The sequence below is a fragment of the Streptomyces roseifaciens genome (assembly GCF_001445655.1).
GTDB classification, from domain to species: domain Bacteria; phylum Actinomycetota; class Actinomycetes; order Streptomycetales; family Streptomycetaceae; genus Streptomyces; species Streptomyces aureoversilis.
Genome location: NZ_LNBE01000004.1, coordinates 207,531 through 221,969 on the forward strand (window position 1 = coordinate 207,531; position 14,439 = coordinate 221,969).

At 73.0% G+C, this 14,439-nt stretch carries 13 protein-coding genes; 8 read left to right on the forward strand and 5 right to left on the reverse strand.

Annotated features, from left to right (window positions below; all coding sequences use genetic code 11):
• Window positions 1-139 precede the first annotated feature (139 nt).
• The 3 genes from AS857_RS18085 to AS857_RS18090 all read left to right on the forward strand — a co-directional run bounded on the left by AS857_RS18085 (window position 140) and on the right by AS857_RS18090 (window position 2,912).
• A complete protein-coding gene (locus AS857_RS18085) occupies window positions 140-1,786 on the forward strand; it encodes a family 20 glycosylhydrolase (protein WP_058044353.1) in 1,647 nt (548 codons plus the stop codon).
• A gap of 140 nt (window positions 1,787-1,926) precedes the next feature.
• Complete coding sequence (locus AS857_RS40055) at window positions 1,927-2,103, forward strand: hypothetical protein (protein ID WP_160330270.1); 177 nt, start codon at window positions 1,927-1,929, stop codon at window positions 2,101-2,103.
• Window positions 2,104-2,156: 53 nt separating this feature from the next.
• Window positions 2,157-2,912: a hypothetical protein gene (locus AS857_RS18090; protein WP_058044354.1), complete on the forward strand. Its 756-nt coding sequence runs from the start codon at window positions 2,157-2,159 to the stop codon at window positions 2,910-2,912.
• 119 nt (window positions 2,913-3,031) lie between these two features.
• Here AS857_RS18090 and AS857_RS18095 read toward each other — a convergent pair whose 3' ends face one another.
• Genes AS857_RS18095 through AS857_RS18110 form a run of 4 tightly spaced genes read right to left on the reverse strand, consistent with a single transcriptional unit; the run spans window position 3,032 to window position 8,924 of the window.
• Complete coding sequence (locus AS857_RS18095; RefSeq protein WP_058046880.1) at window positions 3,032-4,192, reverse strand: acyl-CoA dehydrogenase family protein; 1,161 nt, start codon at window positions 4,190-4,192, stop codon at window positions 3,032-3,034.
• A gap of 9 nt (window positions 4,193-4,201) precedes the next feature.
• Window positions 4,202-5,140: a hydroxymethylglutaryl-CoA lyase gene (locus tag AS857_RS18100; protein ID WP_058044355.1), complete on the reverse strand. Its 939-nt coding sequence runs from the start codon at window positions 5,138-5,140 to the stop codon at window positions 4,202-4,204.
• The gene (locus tag AS857_RS18105; RefSeq protein WP_058044356.1) at window positions 5,137-7,284 is read right to left on the reverse strand and encodes an acetyl/propionyl/methylcrotonyl-CoA carboxylase subunit alpha; all 2,148 of its coding nucleotides are present in this window, start codon (window positions 7,282-7,284) and stop codon (window positions 5,137-5,139) included. The genes AS857_RS18100 and AS857_RS18105 overlap by 4 nt, the downstream gene beginning before the upstream one ends.
• Window positions 7,285-7,292: 8 nt before the next feature.
• Window positions 7,293-8,924, reverse strand: coding sequence for a carboxyl transferase domain-containing protein (locus tag AS857_RS18110; RefSeq protein ID WP_058044357.1), 1,632 nt, complete (start codon window positions 8,922-8,924; stop codon window positions 7,293-7,295).
• Between the two features lie 104 nt (window positions 8,925-9,028).
• On the opposite strand from AS857_RS18110, the gene AS857_RS18115 reads away from it, so the two are divergent.
• The 4 genes from AS857_RS18115 (at window position 9,029) to AS857_RS18130 (ending at window position 12,279) form a co-directional block, all read left to right on the forward strand.
• A complete protein-coding gene (locus AS857_RS18115) occupies window positions 9,029-9,757 on the forward strand; it encodes an SACE_7040 family transcriptional regulator (RefSeq protein ID WP_079110489.1) in 729 nt (242 codons plus the stop codon).
• A 134-nt stretch (window positions 9,758-9,891) separates the two neighbouring features.
• Window positions 9,892-11,049, forward strand: coding sequence for an acyl-CoA dehydrogenase family protein (locus AS857_RS18120; RefSeq protein ID WP_058044358.1), 1,158 nt, complete (start codon window positions 9,892-9,894; stop codon window positions 11,047-11,049).
• A 20-nt stretch (window positions 11,050-11,069) separates the two neighbouring features.
• On the forward strand, window positions 11,070-11,984 hold the full coding sequence (gene tesB, locus AS857_RS18125) for an acyl-CoA thioesterase II (protein WP_058044359.1): 915 nt from the start codon (window positions 11,070-11,072) through the stop codon (window positions 11,982-11,984).
• Window positions 11,985-12,033: 49 nt separating this feature from the next.
• Window positions 12,034-12,279 (forward strand): hypothetical protein, encoded by a 246-nt coding sequence (locus AS857_RS18130; RefSeq protein ID WP_058044360.1) that lies wholly within the window; start codon window positions 12,034-12,036, stop codon window positions 12,277-12,279.
• 60 nt (window positions 12,280-12,339) lie between these two features.
• Here the strand turns inward: AS857_RS18130 and AS857_RS18135 are convergent, their stop codons facing one another.
• On the reverse strand, window positions 12,340-13,143 hold the full coding sequence (locus AS857_RS18135) for a phosphatase (RefSeq protein ID WP_058044361.1): 804 nt from the start codon (window positions 13,141-13,143) through the stop codon (window positions 12,340-12,342).
• A gap of 178 nt (window positions 13,144-13,321) precedes the next feature.
• Between AS857_RS18135 and speB the strand changes: the two genes are divergently transcribed.
• A complete protein-coding gene (gene speB, locus AS857_RS18140; protein ID WP_058044362.1) occupies window positions 13,322-14,302 on the forward strand; it encodes an agmatinase in 981 nt (326 codons plus the stop codon).
• Window positions 14,303-14,439 lie beyond the last annotated feature (137 nt).

The following is a 14,439-nucleotide window of genomic DNA, read 5'->3' on the forward strand; positions in this document are numbered from 1 at the left end:
TACGCTCGGGAAGGCGTGGATCGTGACCCGGATCCCGGCCCCGGACTTGACGCCGGCCGGGGCCGGCGCTACCCAAGTGGTCGTTCGTACGCGTGAATTCCCGTGAGCGGCAAGCCGAAGGGATTTCCTCTTGAGACGCATGAGCCCCCGGTGCAGGAACGCGAGGCGGCTGGCGACGACCGGCCTCGCCCTGCTGCTCCTCTCCGCCGCCGGCACGGCCGTCCCGGCCCGGGCCGCCGAGCCCGCCCCCGCCCCGCTCGACCGCAGCATCGTGCCCGCCCCCGCCTCCGTGCGGCCCGGCGGCGAGCCGTACGAGATCACCGCCCGCACCGTCGTGCGGGTGCCGTCCGGCAACCCGGAGGCCGCGCGGATCGGCGGCTACCTGGCGGGGCTCCTGCGCCCCTCGACGGGCTACCGGTTGCCGGTCCTGCCCGGCGGGACGGACGGGCCCGGCATCCGGCTGGTGCTCGACGAGAACGCCGGGGAAAACGCCGGGGAAGGGGAAGGCGGCGGGGGAGGGGACAGGGGCGGCGAGGGCTACCGGCTGTCCGTCACCTCCCGTGCGGTGACGATCACCGCACGGGAGGGCGCCGGGCTCTTCCACGGCGTCCAGACCCTGCGCCAGCTGCTCCCCGCCCGCGCCGAGCGCACCGAGCGGCAGCCCGGGCCCTGGACCGTGGCGGGCGGCGTCGTCACCGACGCGCCGCGCTACGGCCACCGCGGCGCGATGCTCGACGTCGCCCGGCACTTCTTCACCGTGGACCAGGTGAAGCGGTACATCGACCAGCTCGCCCTCTACAAGATCAACCGGCTGCACCTGCACCTCTCCGACGACCAGGGCTGGCGCATCGCCGTCCGCTCCTGGCCGCGGCTGGCCGAGCACGGCGGCAGCACGCAGGTGGGTGGCGGCCCCGGCGGCTTCTACAGCCGCGACGACTACCGCGAGATCGTCCGCCACGCCGCGAGCCGCTACCTCACCGTGGTGCCCGAGATCGACATGCCGGGCCACACCAACGCGGCGCTCGCCTCGTACGCCCGGCTCAACTGCGACGGCGTCGCCCGTCCCCTCTATACGGGCACCGAAGTCGGCTTCAGCTCGCTGTGCGTGGGGAAGCAGGACACGTACGACTTCGTGGAGGACGTCATCGGGGAGCTGGCGGCGCTCACGCCCGGCCCCTACCTGCACATCGGCGGCGACGAGGCGCACTCCACCAGCCACGCCGACTACGCGGCCTTCATGGAGCGGGTGCAGCCCGTCGTCGCCCGGCACGGCAAGACGGTCATCGGCTGGCACCAGCTGGCCGGGGCGCGTCCGGCGCCGGGCGCGCTCCTGCAGTACTGGGGATACGGCCGGACCGGGGCCGCCGAACGGGCCCAGGTCGCCTCCGCGGTGCGGGCGGGCGCGGGCCTGATCCTCTCGCCCGCGGACCGGGCCTACCTGGACATGAAGTACACCAAGGACACGCCGCTGGGCCTGCAGTGGGCGGGCCTGGTCGAGGTGCGGCAGTCCTACGACTGGGACCCCGCCGGCTACCTGGAGGGCGTCCCCGCCTCGGCCGTCGCCGGCGTCGAGGCGCCGCTGTGGACGGAGACGATCACCACGAGCGCGCAGCTGGAGTACATGGCGTTCCCACGGCTGCCGGGCATCGCCGAACTCGGCTGGTCCCCGGCGGCGACGCACGACTGGCAGTCCTACCGGACGCGGCTCGCCGCCCAGGGCCCGCGCTGGGACGCCCTCGGCATCGCGTACTACCGCTCGCCGCAGGTGGCGTGGCCTGCGGCGTAGCCCGGGCGTCAAGGCTGCGACAGGACCGCCGGAACGATCTTGACCCTGCCGTGACCATCCTCGAATACTCCACACATGATCTTCCGGTGACCGTGTGGACGCCGACAGCCATGGAGCGATCGCAAGTGAAAAGGGCACAGATGAGCGCCTCACGCAGCCAGTCCGGTCTCGTGATCGGACTGGCGGCCTTCAACGCAGCACTGACGACCCTGGTGGCCGTGGTGACGTGGCGCGACGGCGTGGCGCCGTGGGCGGCCGCCGCCGTGGTCTCGCTCGTCCTGCTCCTCATCGTCGTGCGCGGTCAGCGGAGATCGTGACACCAGCCGGGGGCTCTCCTGCTCTCCGGCCTGCCCGAATCAAGGAACAACACGTGAAAATCTCGTCCCGTCTCGTCTCCGCGGCCCTGATCGGCATGACGCTGGTCGGCACCACCGCGGCTCAGGTCCAGGCGGTCTCCCCGGCGGCCGCCACCTCCGCGACCGCTTCCTCCACGGTGCTTTCGCCCGAACTCGCCTCCTTCCAGCAGAAGGTGGAGAACTTCGCCAAGCAGACCAAGCTGCTGGAGGGCGAGCAGGCGCAGAAGTGGCTCGACCGCTTCGAGGCCGACGTCAAGAAGGGCACGGTCCGTACGCACCTGCCTGCGGGCTCCTCGCTCGCGGCGGAGCAGGCGTCGGTCTACCGCTTCGACAGCGGCAACACCCAGGTCTCCCTGCCGATCTCGGGCCAGGTCCGCGGCGCCAGCGTGAACGCGGTCTACGACTCGGCGGGCAAGCTCGTCGAGAGCCTGGAGATGCAGCTGACCCACGACGAGACCAAGGGGCTCGCCCAGGTCTGGCGCGACGGGGTGCTGAGCAACTCCAGGACCATCACGGCGGCCGAGCTGCCGAAGGACCTGCCGGCCGAGGCGAAGGCCGGCGGTCCGGTCATGCGCGGCTTCAGCTTCAAGAAGCTCAACAGCTGCCTCGCGAACGCGGGCGTCTCCAGCTGGACGCTGGCCCTCCTCGGCACCGCCTGCGGCGCGGCGTGCGTGGGCACGGCGGGGGCCGCCTGCGTGCCGTGCCTGACCGCGGCCGGCGGCCTGGGTGCGGGCACGGTGTGGTTCTGCGTCGGCAAGGCCACCTCGTAACCCCGCCCTCGCGGCGAAATGACGAAGCGGGCCCGTTTGTCCTCAATTGCGGTGAGGGCAAACGGGCCCGGCTCGTGACCGGAGTCTAGCCGGGCCCTTCCCCGCGGCCGGGGCGAGGTTCAGCCCGCGAAGCCGAGCTCGCGGGCGATCAGCATGCGCTGGACCTCGCTCGTGCCCTCGCCGATCTCCAGGATCTTGGAGTCGCGCCACATGCGGGCGACCGGGTACTCGTTCATGAAGCCGTAGCCGCCGTGGATCTGCGTGGCCTCGCGGGCGTTCGTGACCGCGATCTCCGAGGAGTACAGCTTGGCGAGCGCCGCCTCCTTCTTGAACGGCTCGCCGTGCACCAGCCGGGACGCGGCGTCCCGCCAGGCGAGGCGCGCCGTGTGCGCCCGCATCTCCATGTCGGCCAGCTTGAACTGGATGGCCTGGTTCGCGCCGATCGGCCGGCCGAACGCCTGCCGCTCCTTGGCGTACTTCACCGACTCGTCCACACAGCCCTGCGCCAGGCCCGTGGCCAGCGCGGAGATCGCGATGCGGCCCTCGTCCAGTATCCGCAGGAACTGGGCGTAGCCGCGGCCCTCCTCGCCCACGAGATTGGCCTTCGGGACGCGGACGTCGGAGAAGGACAGCTCGCGGGTGTCCGAGGCGTTCCAGCCGACCTTGGAGTACGGGGCGGCGACGGTGAAGCCGGGCGTGCCCGAGGGCACGATGATCGTGGAGATCAGCGGCTTGCCCTCCGGCGTACGGCCGGTGACGGCGGTGACCGTGACCAGGCCCGTGATGTCCGTGCCGGAGTTGGTGATGAAGCACTTGGTGCCGTTGATCACCCACTCGCCCGTGGCCTCGTCCAGCCGGGCCGTGGTGCGCGTGCCGCCCGCGTCCGAGCCGCACTCCGGCTCCGTCAGGCCGAAGGCGCCCAGGACCTCGCCGGAGCACATCTTCGGCAGCCAGGTGCGCTTCTGCTCCTCGGTGCCGAAGCGGTAGATGGGCATGGCGCCCAGCGAGACGCCGGCCTCCAGGGTGATGGCCACCGAGGAGTCGACCCGGGCCAGCTCCTCCAGGGCCAGGCCGAGGGCCAGGTAGTCGCCGCCCATGCCGCCGTACTCCTCGGGGAACGGCAGCCCGAAGAGGCCCATGCGGCCCATCTCCCGCACGATCTCGTACGGGAACTCGTGGCGCTCGTAGAAGTCGCCGATCTTGGGTGCGACCACGTCGTGGGCGAACTCCTCCACGGTGCGGCGGAGTTCCTCGTGCTCGGGGGTGAGGCGGTGGTCCAGCGGCATGGCTCAGGACTCCTGTTGGGAGAGGGCGCGGACGGTACGGGACGGGCTGGGCCGCCCCAGCTGCTCGGCCATCCACACGCTGGTGGCGGTGAGCAGGCCGAGATCGACCCCGGTGTCGACACCGAGGCCGGCCAGCATCCAGAGAAGGTCTTCGGTGGCGAGGTTGCCCGTGGCGCTCTTCGCGTACGGGCAGCCGCCGAGGCCGCCGGCGGAGGCGTCGACGGTGGTGACGCCGTGCCGCAGGGCGGCCAGCGTGTTGGACAGGGCCTGGCCGTAGGTGTCGTGGAAGTGCACGGCCAGCCGGCCGGTCTCCACGCCCGCTTCGTTCAGGGCGGTCAGCAGGGCGGTGACGTGGCCGGGCGTGGCCACGCCGATCGTGTCGCCCAGGCTCAGCTCGTCGCAGCCGAGGTCCAGCAGGCGGCGGGCGACGCGGACGACCTGCTCCAGCGGGACGGCGCCCTCCCAGGGGTCGCCGAAGCACATGGACAGATAGCCGCGCACCCCCAGGCCCGCCTCGCGGGCCACGGCCACGACCGGCGCGAACATCTCCAGCGACTCGTCGACCGTGCGGTTGAGGTTCGCCTTGGCGAAGGACTCCGTGGCGCTGCCGAAGACGGCGACCTCGCGGGCGCCGAGGTCGAGGGCGCGCTGCAGGCCGCGGGCGTTGGGCACGAGGACGGGCAGGCGGGCGTCCACGCCGTCCAGCAGGGGCATCAGCCGTTCGGCGTCCGCGAGCTGCGGGACCCACTTGGGGTGCACGAAGCTCGTGGCCTCCACGGTGCCGAGGCCCGCCGCGGCGAGGCGGCGGATGAACTCCGCCTTCACCTCGACCGGGACGACCGTCTTCTCGTTCTGCAGGCCGTCGCGCGGGCCCACCTCGTGGATCCGGACGCGGGAGGGGAGGCCGGGCTCCGGCACGGCCATGGGCAGTCCGCTGATCATGATTTCTCCGCGGGCGCGGCGGGCGTGACGACCGCCAGCACCTGGTCCATGGCGACCGTGGCGCCGGCCGTCACGTCGAGCTCGGAGACGGTGCCGTCGTGCGGGGCGGAGATGACGTGCTCCATCTTCATCGCCTCCACCACGAGCAGGCTCTGCCCGGCGCTGACGAACTCGCCCACGCTCGCCTTGACGACGGTGACGGTGCCGGGCATGGGGGCGGTGAGGGTGTCCACGCCGCCCGCTCCCGCGCCGCCGCCCGCGGCCCCGACGGGGTCGTGGTCGCGGACGTGCCAGGCGTCGCCGTCACGGCCGAGCCAGATGCCCTCCGGGCCGGGGGCGGTGGTGAAGTGCCGGGTGACACCGTCGTAGTGGAGGGTGATGCCGCCTCCGGCACCGGCCCCCGGGTGCGGCACCGGCTGTGCGCCGCCGGCCGCGCCGGGCCCGGCGGCTGCCAGGCCGGCGGAGACCGGGGCCGCCCCGGGCGGCGCCGTGTCCGCGGCGGAGGCCGAGGCCGGGAGCTGCCCGCTGCCCGTGGCGGGCACAGGGGCGTCCACGACCACCTGCGCATGTCGCGCGGTGCCGCGCACCCGTACCGTCACCGGCTCGCGGCCCGGCACGCGCAGGTGGTGCGGCGTCCATGCCGGTTCGCCGCCCAGGCGCCAGCCCGACGGGGCCGAGAACGGGTCCACCCAGCCGTGGGGCACGGGCTCCAGCCCCTGCTGCCGCAGCAGTGCCGCTGCCGCGTACGCCTCGGCCGGCACCTCCTGCTCCACCAGCGCGACCGCGTCGCGGTCGACGAGGCCCGTGTCGAGCGCGCCCGCCACCACGTCCGGATGCGCCAGCAGCCGCCGCAGGAAGCCCGCGTTGGTGTCGACGCCCAGGACGACCGTGCCCGCGAGGGCGGCCCGCAGGCGGCGCAGGGCCGTCTCCCGGTCGGGGCCGTGGGCGATCACCTTGGCGAGCATGGGGTCGTAGGACGTGCCGACGTCCGTGCCCTCCATCAGGCCCGAGTCGACGCGGACGCCCTCGCCCGAGGGCTCGCGCAGCAGCCGCACCGTGCCCGCGGACGGCAGGAAGTCGACCCGGGCGCCGTCGGCGCTCACGCGCGCGGTCTCGGCGCAGATGCGGGCCTCCACAGCGTGGCCGCGGAGGGTCACCTGCTCCTGGGAGACGTCCAGCCGCTCGCCGGCGGCGACCCGCACCTGCCACTCGACCAGATCCAGGCCGGTGATCATCTCGGTGACGGGGTGCTCGACCTGGAGGCGGGTGTTCATCTCCATGAAGTAGTACGAGGCGGGGTCGTCGCCCGGCACGATGAACTCGACCGTGCCCGCGCCCGCATAGCCGCAGGAGCGCGCGGCCTGGACCGCCGCCTCGCCCATCGCGGCGCGCGTGGCCTCGTCGAGGAACGGCGAGGGCGCCTCCTCGATGATTTTCTGGTGGCGGCGCTGCAGGGAGCACTCGCGCTCGCCCAGGTGGATCGCGTGGCCGTGGCCGTCGGCCAGGACCTGGATCTCGATGTGGCGGGGGCGGTCGATCCAGCGTTCGACGAGGAGGGTGTCGTCGCCGAAGGAGCCGCGGGCCTCGCGCCGGGCGGCGGCGATCTCCTCGCCCAGCAGGGCTGCGTCGCGCACGAGGCGCATGCCCTTGCCGCCGCCGCCCGCGGAGGGCTTGAGCAGCACGGGCATGCCGATGGCGAGGGCGGCGGCCTCGAGCTCGGCGTCGGTCAGGCCGCTGCCGGAGGAGCCGGGCACCACGGGCACGCCCGCGGCTTGCACGGTCTCCTTGGCCCGGATCTTGTCGCCCATCAGCTCGATGGCACCGGCCGGCGGGCCGATGAAGGCGAGCCCGGCGTCGGCGCAGGCACGGGCGAAGGCGGCGTTCTCGGCGAGGAAGCCGTAGCCGGGGTGGACGGCCTGGGCGCCGGTGCGGGCTGCGGCCTCCAGCAGGCGCGGTATCGACAGATAGCTCTCCGCGGCCGCGGCCGGGCCGATCCGCACGGCGGTGTCGGCCTCGCGGACGTGCCGGGCTTCGGCATCGGCGTCGCTGAAGACGGCGACCGAACGGATGCCGAGCGCGCGCAGCGTGCGGATGACCCGGACGGCGATCTCGCCCCGGTTGGCGACAAGGACAGTCTCGAACATGCTCCGCCTCACATCCGGAAGACGCCGTAGCCGGGCGCGGTGGTGTCCTTCTCGGACAGGGGGGCGTTGGCGCAGGCCGTCAGCGCCAGGCCCAGCACTTGCCGGGTCTCCAGGGGGTCGATGACGCCGTCGTCCCACAGGCGTGCGGTGGCGTAGTAGGCGCTGCCCTGGGTGTCGTACTGCTCGCGGATCGGGGCGCGGAACGCGTCCTCCTCCTCGGTGCTCCAGCTCTCGCCGCGGGCTTCGAGCTGGTCGCGCTTGACGGTGGCGAGGACGGAGGCCGCCTGTTCGCCGCCCATGACGGAGATCTTGGCGTTGGGCCACATCCACAGGAAGCGCGGCGAATAGGCCCGGCCGCACATCGAGTAGTTGCCGGCGCCGTAGGAGCCGCCGATGACGACGGTGAGCTTGGGGACGCGGGTGCAGGCCACGGCCGTCACCATCTTCGCGCCGTGCTTGGCGATGCCGCCCGCCTCGTACTGCCGGCCGACCATGAAGCCGGAGATGTTCTGCAGGAAGACCAGGGGGATGCCGCGCTGGTCGCACAGCTCGATGAAGTGCGCGCCCTTCTGGGCGGATTCGGAGAACAGGATGCCGTTGTTGGCGACGATGCCGACGGGGTGGCCGTGGATGCGGGCGAAGCCGGTCACCAGCGTCTGCCCGAACTCGGCCTTGAACTCGGCGAACCGCGAGCCGTCGACGACGCGGGCGATGACCTCGCGCACGTCGTACGGGGTGCGCGAGTCGACCGGGACGGCGCCGTAGAGCCCGGCGGGATCGACGGCCGGCGCCTCGGCAGGCTCGACGGGCCAGGGGAGGGCGCCCCGCTCGGGGAGCGTGGAGACGATCGTCCGGACGATCCGCAGGGCGTGCTCGTCGCTCTCCGCGAGGTGGTCGGTGACGCCCGACACCTTGGAGTGGACCTCGCCGCCGCCCAGCTCCTCGGCCGTGACGACCTCGCCCGTGGCGGCCTTCACCAGCGGGGGGCCGCCCAGGAAGATCGTGCCCTGGCCGCGGACGATCACCGCTTCGTCGCTCATCGCCGGGACGTAGGCGCCGCCGGCGGTGCAGGAGCCCAGGACCGCGGCGATCTGCGGGATGCCCGCGCCGGACATCCGCGCCTGGTTGTAGAAGATGCGGCCGAAGTGGTCGCGGTCGGGGAAGACCTCGTCCTGCATGGGGAGGAAGGCGCCGCCCGAGTCCACCAGGTACAGGCAGGGCAGCCGGTTCTCCAGGGCGATCTCCTGCGCGCGCAGGTGCTTCTTGACCGTCATCGGGTAGTACGTACCGCCCTTGACGGTGGCGTCGTTGGCGACGATCACCACTTCGCGCCCGGAGACCCGGCCGATCCCGGAGATGACGCCCGCGGCCGGCGCGGCCCCGCCGTACATCCCCTCGGCGGCCAGCGGGGCGAGCTCCAGGAAGGGCGAGCCGGGGTCCAGCAGGGCGTCGACGCGGTCGCGCGGCAGCAGTTTGCCGCGGGCGGTGTGCCGGGCCCGGGCCCGTTCCCCGCCGCCGAGCCGCGCCGCGGCCAGCCGCTCCCGCAGCTCCGCGGACAGCTCGCGGTGCGCGGCCTCGTTCACCCGCCAGGCGTCGGACGCCGGATCGGCGGCGCTCCCCAGCGCCGGTGCCTGCTGCATGTACTCGAGCTCCCTTGCTCGGTCACTGAGCCGCTCGGTTAATGAGCGTTAACACGTTTCCTTCAGGTTAACGACCACTAACGCCGCTGTCTAGAATCTCTTTCGTGAACGACGCACCAACCCGGACCACCCCGGCACCCGCCGCCCCCACCCGCCGCGAGCAGATCCTCCGGGAGGCGGCCCGCCTCTTCGCGGAGCGCGGCTTCCACGGCGTGGGGGTCGACGAGATAGGCGCCGCGGTCGGCATCAGCGGGCCCGGCCTCTACCGGCACTTCGCCGGCAAGGACGCGATGCTCGCCGAGCTCCTGGTCGGCATCAGCGAGCGGCTCTTCGCGGGCGGGCAGCGTCGCGTCGTCGACGCCGTCTCGACGGGCGAGGGCCCGGCCGCCGTCCTCGGCTCCCTGATCGACGGCCACATCGACTTCGCCCTCGACGACCGGGCCCTGATCACCCTCCACGACCGCGAGCTGGGCCAGCTGCGCGACAGCGACCGCAAGCGGGTCCGCTCGCTGCAGCGGCAGTACGTGGAGCTGTGGGTCGACGTCGTCGGCCGCCTGCACCCGGACTCCGGCGAGGCGGAGGTGCGCGCCGCCGTCCACGCCGTCTTCGGCCTCCTCAACTCCACCCCGCACCTCGGCCGCCCCGGCGCGCTCCCCGGCCGCACGGCCACGGCGGCCCTGCTGCGCCGTCTGGCCCACGGGGCCTTCGCGTCGCTGACGGACGGCGGGCCGGCAGCGCCTGCCGGGACGACTGCCGGGACGACTGCCGAGGCGGCCGCTGAGACGTCTGCCGAGACACCCCCCGAGACGCCCGCCGAGCCGTCCGCCGGCTGACCTGCCCGGGTCACCCGTTCGGGCCAGTCCACTCTGGACAGTCCTGGTGACTCCCCGGTAGCTTTCGCCTGAGCAAGCGCTTGGCCAGGCATGAGCCCGGGGTCGCCGGGCCCGCACGAGGGGAATGGCAGCCAATGCGTCGCACGGTGTACAGCGAGGACCACGAGGCCTTCCGCGAGACGATCCGCGACTTCATCGCGGCCGAGGTCGTGCCGGTCTACGACGAGTGGCGCGAGGCGGGTTCGGCGCCCCGGGAGTTCTACAAGAAGCTCGGCGAGCTGGGTGTCTTCGGCATCGAGGTGCCCGAGGAGTACGGCGGCGCGGGCGAGAGCAGCTTCAAGTTCCAGGCCGTCATCGCCGAGGAGTGCGCCCGGGTGGGCGTGAGCTTCGGCGGCAGCAGCGTGCACACCGCGCTCTGCCTGCCCTACCTCCTGAAGTACGCGACCGAGGAGCAGAAGCGGCGCTGGCTTCCCTCCTTCGTCTCCGGCGACATGATGACCGCCATCGCCATGACCGAGCCCGGCACCGGCTCGGACCTGGCCGGCATGAAGACCACCGCCAGGCTCTCCGAGGACGGCACGCACTACGTCCTCAACGGTGCGAAGACCTTCATCACCGGCGGGGTCCACGCCGACCGGGTGCTCGTGTGCGCGCGCACCGCCCCGCCCACCCCCGAGGACCGGCGCGGCGGCATCTCCATCCTCGTCGTCGACACCGCCTCCGAGGGCTACGCGGTCGGCCGCAAGCTGGAGAAGCTCGGCCTCAAGACCTCCGACACCGCCGAACTCTCCTTCACCGACGTCAAGGTGCCCGTGGAGGACCTCCTCGGCGAGGAGGGCAAGGCGTTCGGCTACCTCGGCCACAACCTCCCCCAGGAGCGGCTGGCCATCGCCGTCGGCGCGTACGCCCAGTCCGCCGCGGCCGTGGAGTTCGCCAAGGCCTACGTCCGGGACCGCACCGTCTTCGGGCAGTCGGTCGCCGCGTTCCAGAACACCAAGTTCGTGCTGGCCGACTGCAAGTCCGAGGTCGACGCGATGCAGGCGGTCGTCGACCGCGCCCTCGACGCGCACGACGCCGGTGAGCTGACCCCGGCCGACGCCGCGTCCGCGAAGCTCTTCACCACCGAGCGCGCAGCAGCCGTCATCGACAAGTGCCTGCAGCTCCACGGCGGTTACGGCTACATGATGGAGTACCCCATCGCCCGCCTGTACGCGGACACCCGCGTGACCCGCATCTACGGCGGCACCAGCGAGGTCATGCGGTCCATCGTCGCCAAGTCGATGGGCCTGTAGGCCGGTAAGCCCTTATCACCATGAACGAGCCCCTTACCCAGCCCCTTACCCGCACCCCGCTGGACGACCTGCTCGCCCTGCTCGACCTGGAGCAGATCGAGGAGAACATCTTCCGCGGCACCACCGGCCGCGCCATCCTCGTGCCGCGCGTCTTCGGCGGCCAGGTCGCCGCGCAGGCCCTGGTCGCCGCCGGGCGCACGGTCCCCGCGGACCGTGCCCCGCACTCCCTGCACTCCTACTTCCTGCGGCCCGGCGACCCCGCCGTGCCGATCGTCTACACCGTCGACCGCATCCGCGACGGCGGCTCCTTCACCACGCGCCGCGTCGTGGCCGTCCAGCACGGGCAGCCGATCTTCCACCTGTCGGCGTCCTTCCAGCGCCACGAGGAAGGCCTCGAGCACCAGGAGGCCATGCCGCCCGCGCCGGACCCGCAGACCCTGCCCACGGCGGCCGAGATGCTGCCCCGGTACGCGGAGCTCCTGGGCGGTCCCGACGTCGTGGACCGCATCCTGGACGCCCGCTCGGCGGTCGACCTGCGGTACGCGGACCAGCCGCCGTTCGGCAGCGTGGGGGAGCCGCGCGAGCCGAAGTCGCAGGTTTGGTTCCGTACCAACGGCAAACTGGCCGACGACCCCCTGCTGCACATCTGCCTGGCCACCTACGTGTCCGACATGACGCTCCTCGACTCCGTCCTGCTGGCCCACGGCCGCGGCGGCTGGGCCGTCGGCGACGTCGTCGGCGCGAGCCTGGACCACGCCATGTGGTTCCACCGCCCGTTCCGCGCCGACGAGTGGCTGCTGTACGACCAGGAGAGCCCCACCTCGCAGGGCGGCCGCGGCCTGGCCCGGGGGCGGATCTTCACCGAGAGCGGGCAGCTGGCGGTGTCGGTGATCCAGGAGGGCGTGGTCAGGGTTCCCCGTCCGCGGGCCCGGTGACGTGACTACCCGTTAGAATCGGTGAGTTGACGTCACGGAGGGGGCTGGAATGGCAGGCGCGACCGCGCAGATGGGAACGACCCTCAGGGGCCTGCTGATGGCGGCGGGAGGGCTGTGCTTCGTCCTCGGCGTCGCCCTGGTCTTCCTCTGGCACTCCTCGCTCGTCGAGCTGACGGGGGCGCCCCGGCTGGTGGGCTTCCTGGTGTTCCGGGGCGCCGAGGCAGCCCTGATCTGGGGCGGCGCCTGGGTGTGCGTGCGCGGCTGGAACGGCGGCCCCGAGGCGAGGCAGGGCTAGCCGCCCCCGGGCCCCACCGCGCAGGGCCGGCCGCCCCTCGGGGTTCCGTGCCGCGCGGGGCTAGCCCTCCGCCGGGAGCCCGTCCAGGGGAAGCCCCGCCGCCGCCAGCAGGTACGCCGTCATCGGCTCGTAGAAGCGGGGGTCCACCACGTGGTCGTCCATCGGGACGGCCACCTGCAGCGTGCCCTCCGCCTCCGCGAGGAAGAGCGCCGGGTCGTTGGAGTCCGCGTAGCCCACGGCGTCGATGCCGCGCTGCGCCGCGCAGCCAGCCCAGCCGTGGTCGGCGACGACCAGGTCCGGCAGCGGGCGGCCCGCGCGCACCAGGCCGTCGAGGATCGCGGTCATCGGGTGGGGGGAGTGGGTGTGCCAGAGCGTCGCCCCGCCCTCGTACACCGCGACGTCCGCGAACTGCACGACGCAGCCCTCGTCCGCGGTCAGCCCGCCCGGGATCCGGACGATCTCGCAGCCCGCCGCGCGCATGGCCGCGGCCGTGGTGCGGTGCGTCTCCAGCAGGGCGCCCGGGTGGCCGGTCGCGAAGAGCACCCGCTGCCGGCTCTCCGCCGCCTTGCGCAGCACGTTCGCCATGCGGTCCAGGGCGTCGGCGGTCAGCTCGGGGTCGATGTGGTCCTGGCCGGCCCGGTGGTTCAGGTCGTCGCTGACGCCGCAGCGCTCCGCCATCACGGCCAGCACGTCCTGCTCGTCCGTCCAGCGGTCGCCGAGCTCCAGGCCGAACCAGTAGCGGCGGTCGCCGTTCGCCAGCTTGCGGTAGTGGTCGAGGTTGTTCTCGCGCGGCGTCGCCACCGCGCCGGCGATGCGCGTGCGGACGAGGTGGTCGATCAGTGCGCTGCGGGTCGGTATCGGCATGCCGCTCATTGTCTCCCCCGATCACGTCGTGCTGGACGCGGTGTCCATATGGAGGGGCCGGACCCACAGTTACGTACATGTGCGGATTCCGCCGCCCTGCCTACCCTCGGGTACGTCCACCGCAGCCGCCCCGACGTTGGTCCGACCGTAACGCGTCCGTGATTCGAGAGGCACTCGCATGACCCCCCAGAACGGCCCTGCCCCCCGTGAACCGCGCGGCCCCGTCGACTCCTCCCGGATCCCGCGCTACGCCGGGCCCGCGACCTTCGCCCGCCTGCCGCGCCTGGACGAGGTCGGCACGGCGGACGTGGCCGTCGTCGGCGTGCCCTTCGACACCGGCGTCTCCTACCGGCCGGGCGCCCGCTTCGGCGGCAACGCCATCCGCGAGGCCTCCCGCCTGCTGCGCCCGTACAACCCGGCGCAGGACGCCTCCCCCTTCGCCCTCGCGCAGGTCGCGGACGCCGGTGACATCGCCGCGAACCCGTTCAACATCGACGAGGCCGTCGAGACCATCGAGGGCGCGGCCGACGACCTGCTCGGCACCGGCGCCCGCATGATGACCCTGGGCGGCGACCACACCATCGCCCTGCCCCTGCTGCGCTCGGTCGCCAAGAAGCACGGCCCCGTCGCCCTGCTGCACTTCGACGCGCACCTGGACACCTGGGACACCTACTTCGGCGCCGAGTACACCCACGGCACGCCGTTCCGCCGGGCCGTCGAGGAGGGCATCCTCGACACCGAGGCGCTGTCCCACGTCGGCACGCGCGGCCCGCTGTACGGCAAGAAGGACCTCACCGACGACGAGAAGATGGGCTTCGGCATCGTCACCTCGGCCGACGTCATGCGCCGGGGCGTCGACGAGATCGCCGACCAGCTGCGCCAGCGCGTCGGGGACCGCCCGCTGTACATCTCCATCGACATCGACGTCCTGGACCCGGCCCACGCCCCCGGCACCGGCACCCCGGAGGCCGGCGGCCTGACCTCCCGCGAGCTGCTGGAGATCATCCGCGGCCTGTCCTCCTGCAACCTGGTCTCCGCCGACCTGGTCGAGGTCGCCCCGGCCTACGACCACGCCGAGATCACGTCCGTGGCCGCGTCCCACGCCGCCTACGAGCTGACGACGATCATGTCGCGGCAGATCGCCGCTTCGCGCGGCTGACGCCACCCTTCGGCGAGCGCCGGGCGGGCCGGGAATCCGGGCCGCCCGGCGCTCGCCGTTTTCCGGGGGAGGGGGAGTCCTCGGGGCCGCCGCACCGCGTCAAAGGTGCGTAAGTCCGGACCTGAGGTCCGACAAGG

Coding starts and splice junctions, on each gene's coding strand:
- AS857_RS18085 (WP_058044353.1), top strand. CDS start 140: ATGAGCCCCCGGTGCAGGAACGCGAGGCGGCTGGCGACGACCGGCCTC.
- AS857_RS40055 (WP_160330270.1), top strand. CDS start 1,927: ATGAGCGCCTCACGCAGCCAGTCCGGTCTCGTGATCGGACTGGCGGCC.
- AS857_RS18100 (WP_058044355.1), bottom strand. CDS start 5,140: ATGATCAGCGGACTGCCCATGGCCGTGCCGGAGCCCGGCCTCCCCTCC.
- AS857_RS18105 (WP_058044356.1), bottom strand. CDS start 7,284: ATGTTCGAGACTGTCCTTGTCGCCAACCGGGGCGAGATCGCCGTCCGG.
- AS857_RS18110 (WP_058044357.1), bottom strand. CDS start 8,924: ATGCAGCAGGCACCGGCGCTGGGGAGCGCCGCCGATCCGGCGTCCGAC.
- AS857_RS18120 (WP_058044358.1), top strand. CDS start 9,892: ATGCGTCGCACGGTGTACAGCGAGGACCACGAGGCCTTCCGCGAGACG.
- tesB (WP_058044359.1), top strand. CDS start 11,070: ATGAACGAGCCCCTTACCCAGCCCCTTACCCGCACCCCGCTGGACGAC.
- AS857_RS18130 (WP_058044360.1), top strand. CDS start 12,034: ATGGCAGGCGCGACCGCGCAGATGGGAACGACCCTCAGGGGCCTGCTG.
- AS857_RS18135 (WP_058044361.1), bottom strand. CDS start 13,143: ATGCCGATACCGACCCGCAGCGCACTGATCGACCACCTCGTCCGCACG.
- speB (WP_058044362.1), top strand. CDS start 13,322: ATGACCCCCCAGAACGGCCCTGCCCCCCGTGAACCGCGCGGCCCCGTC.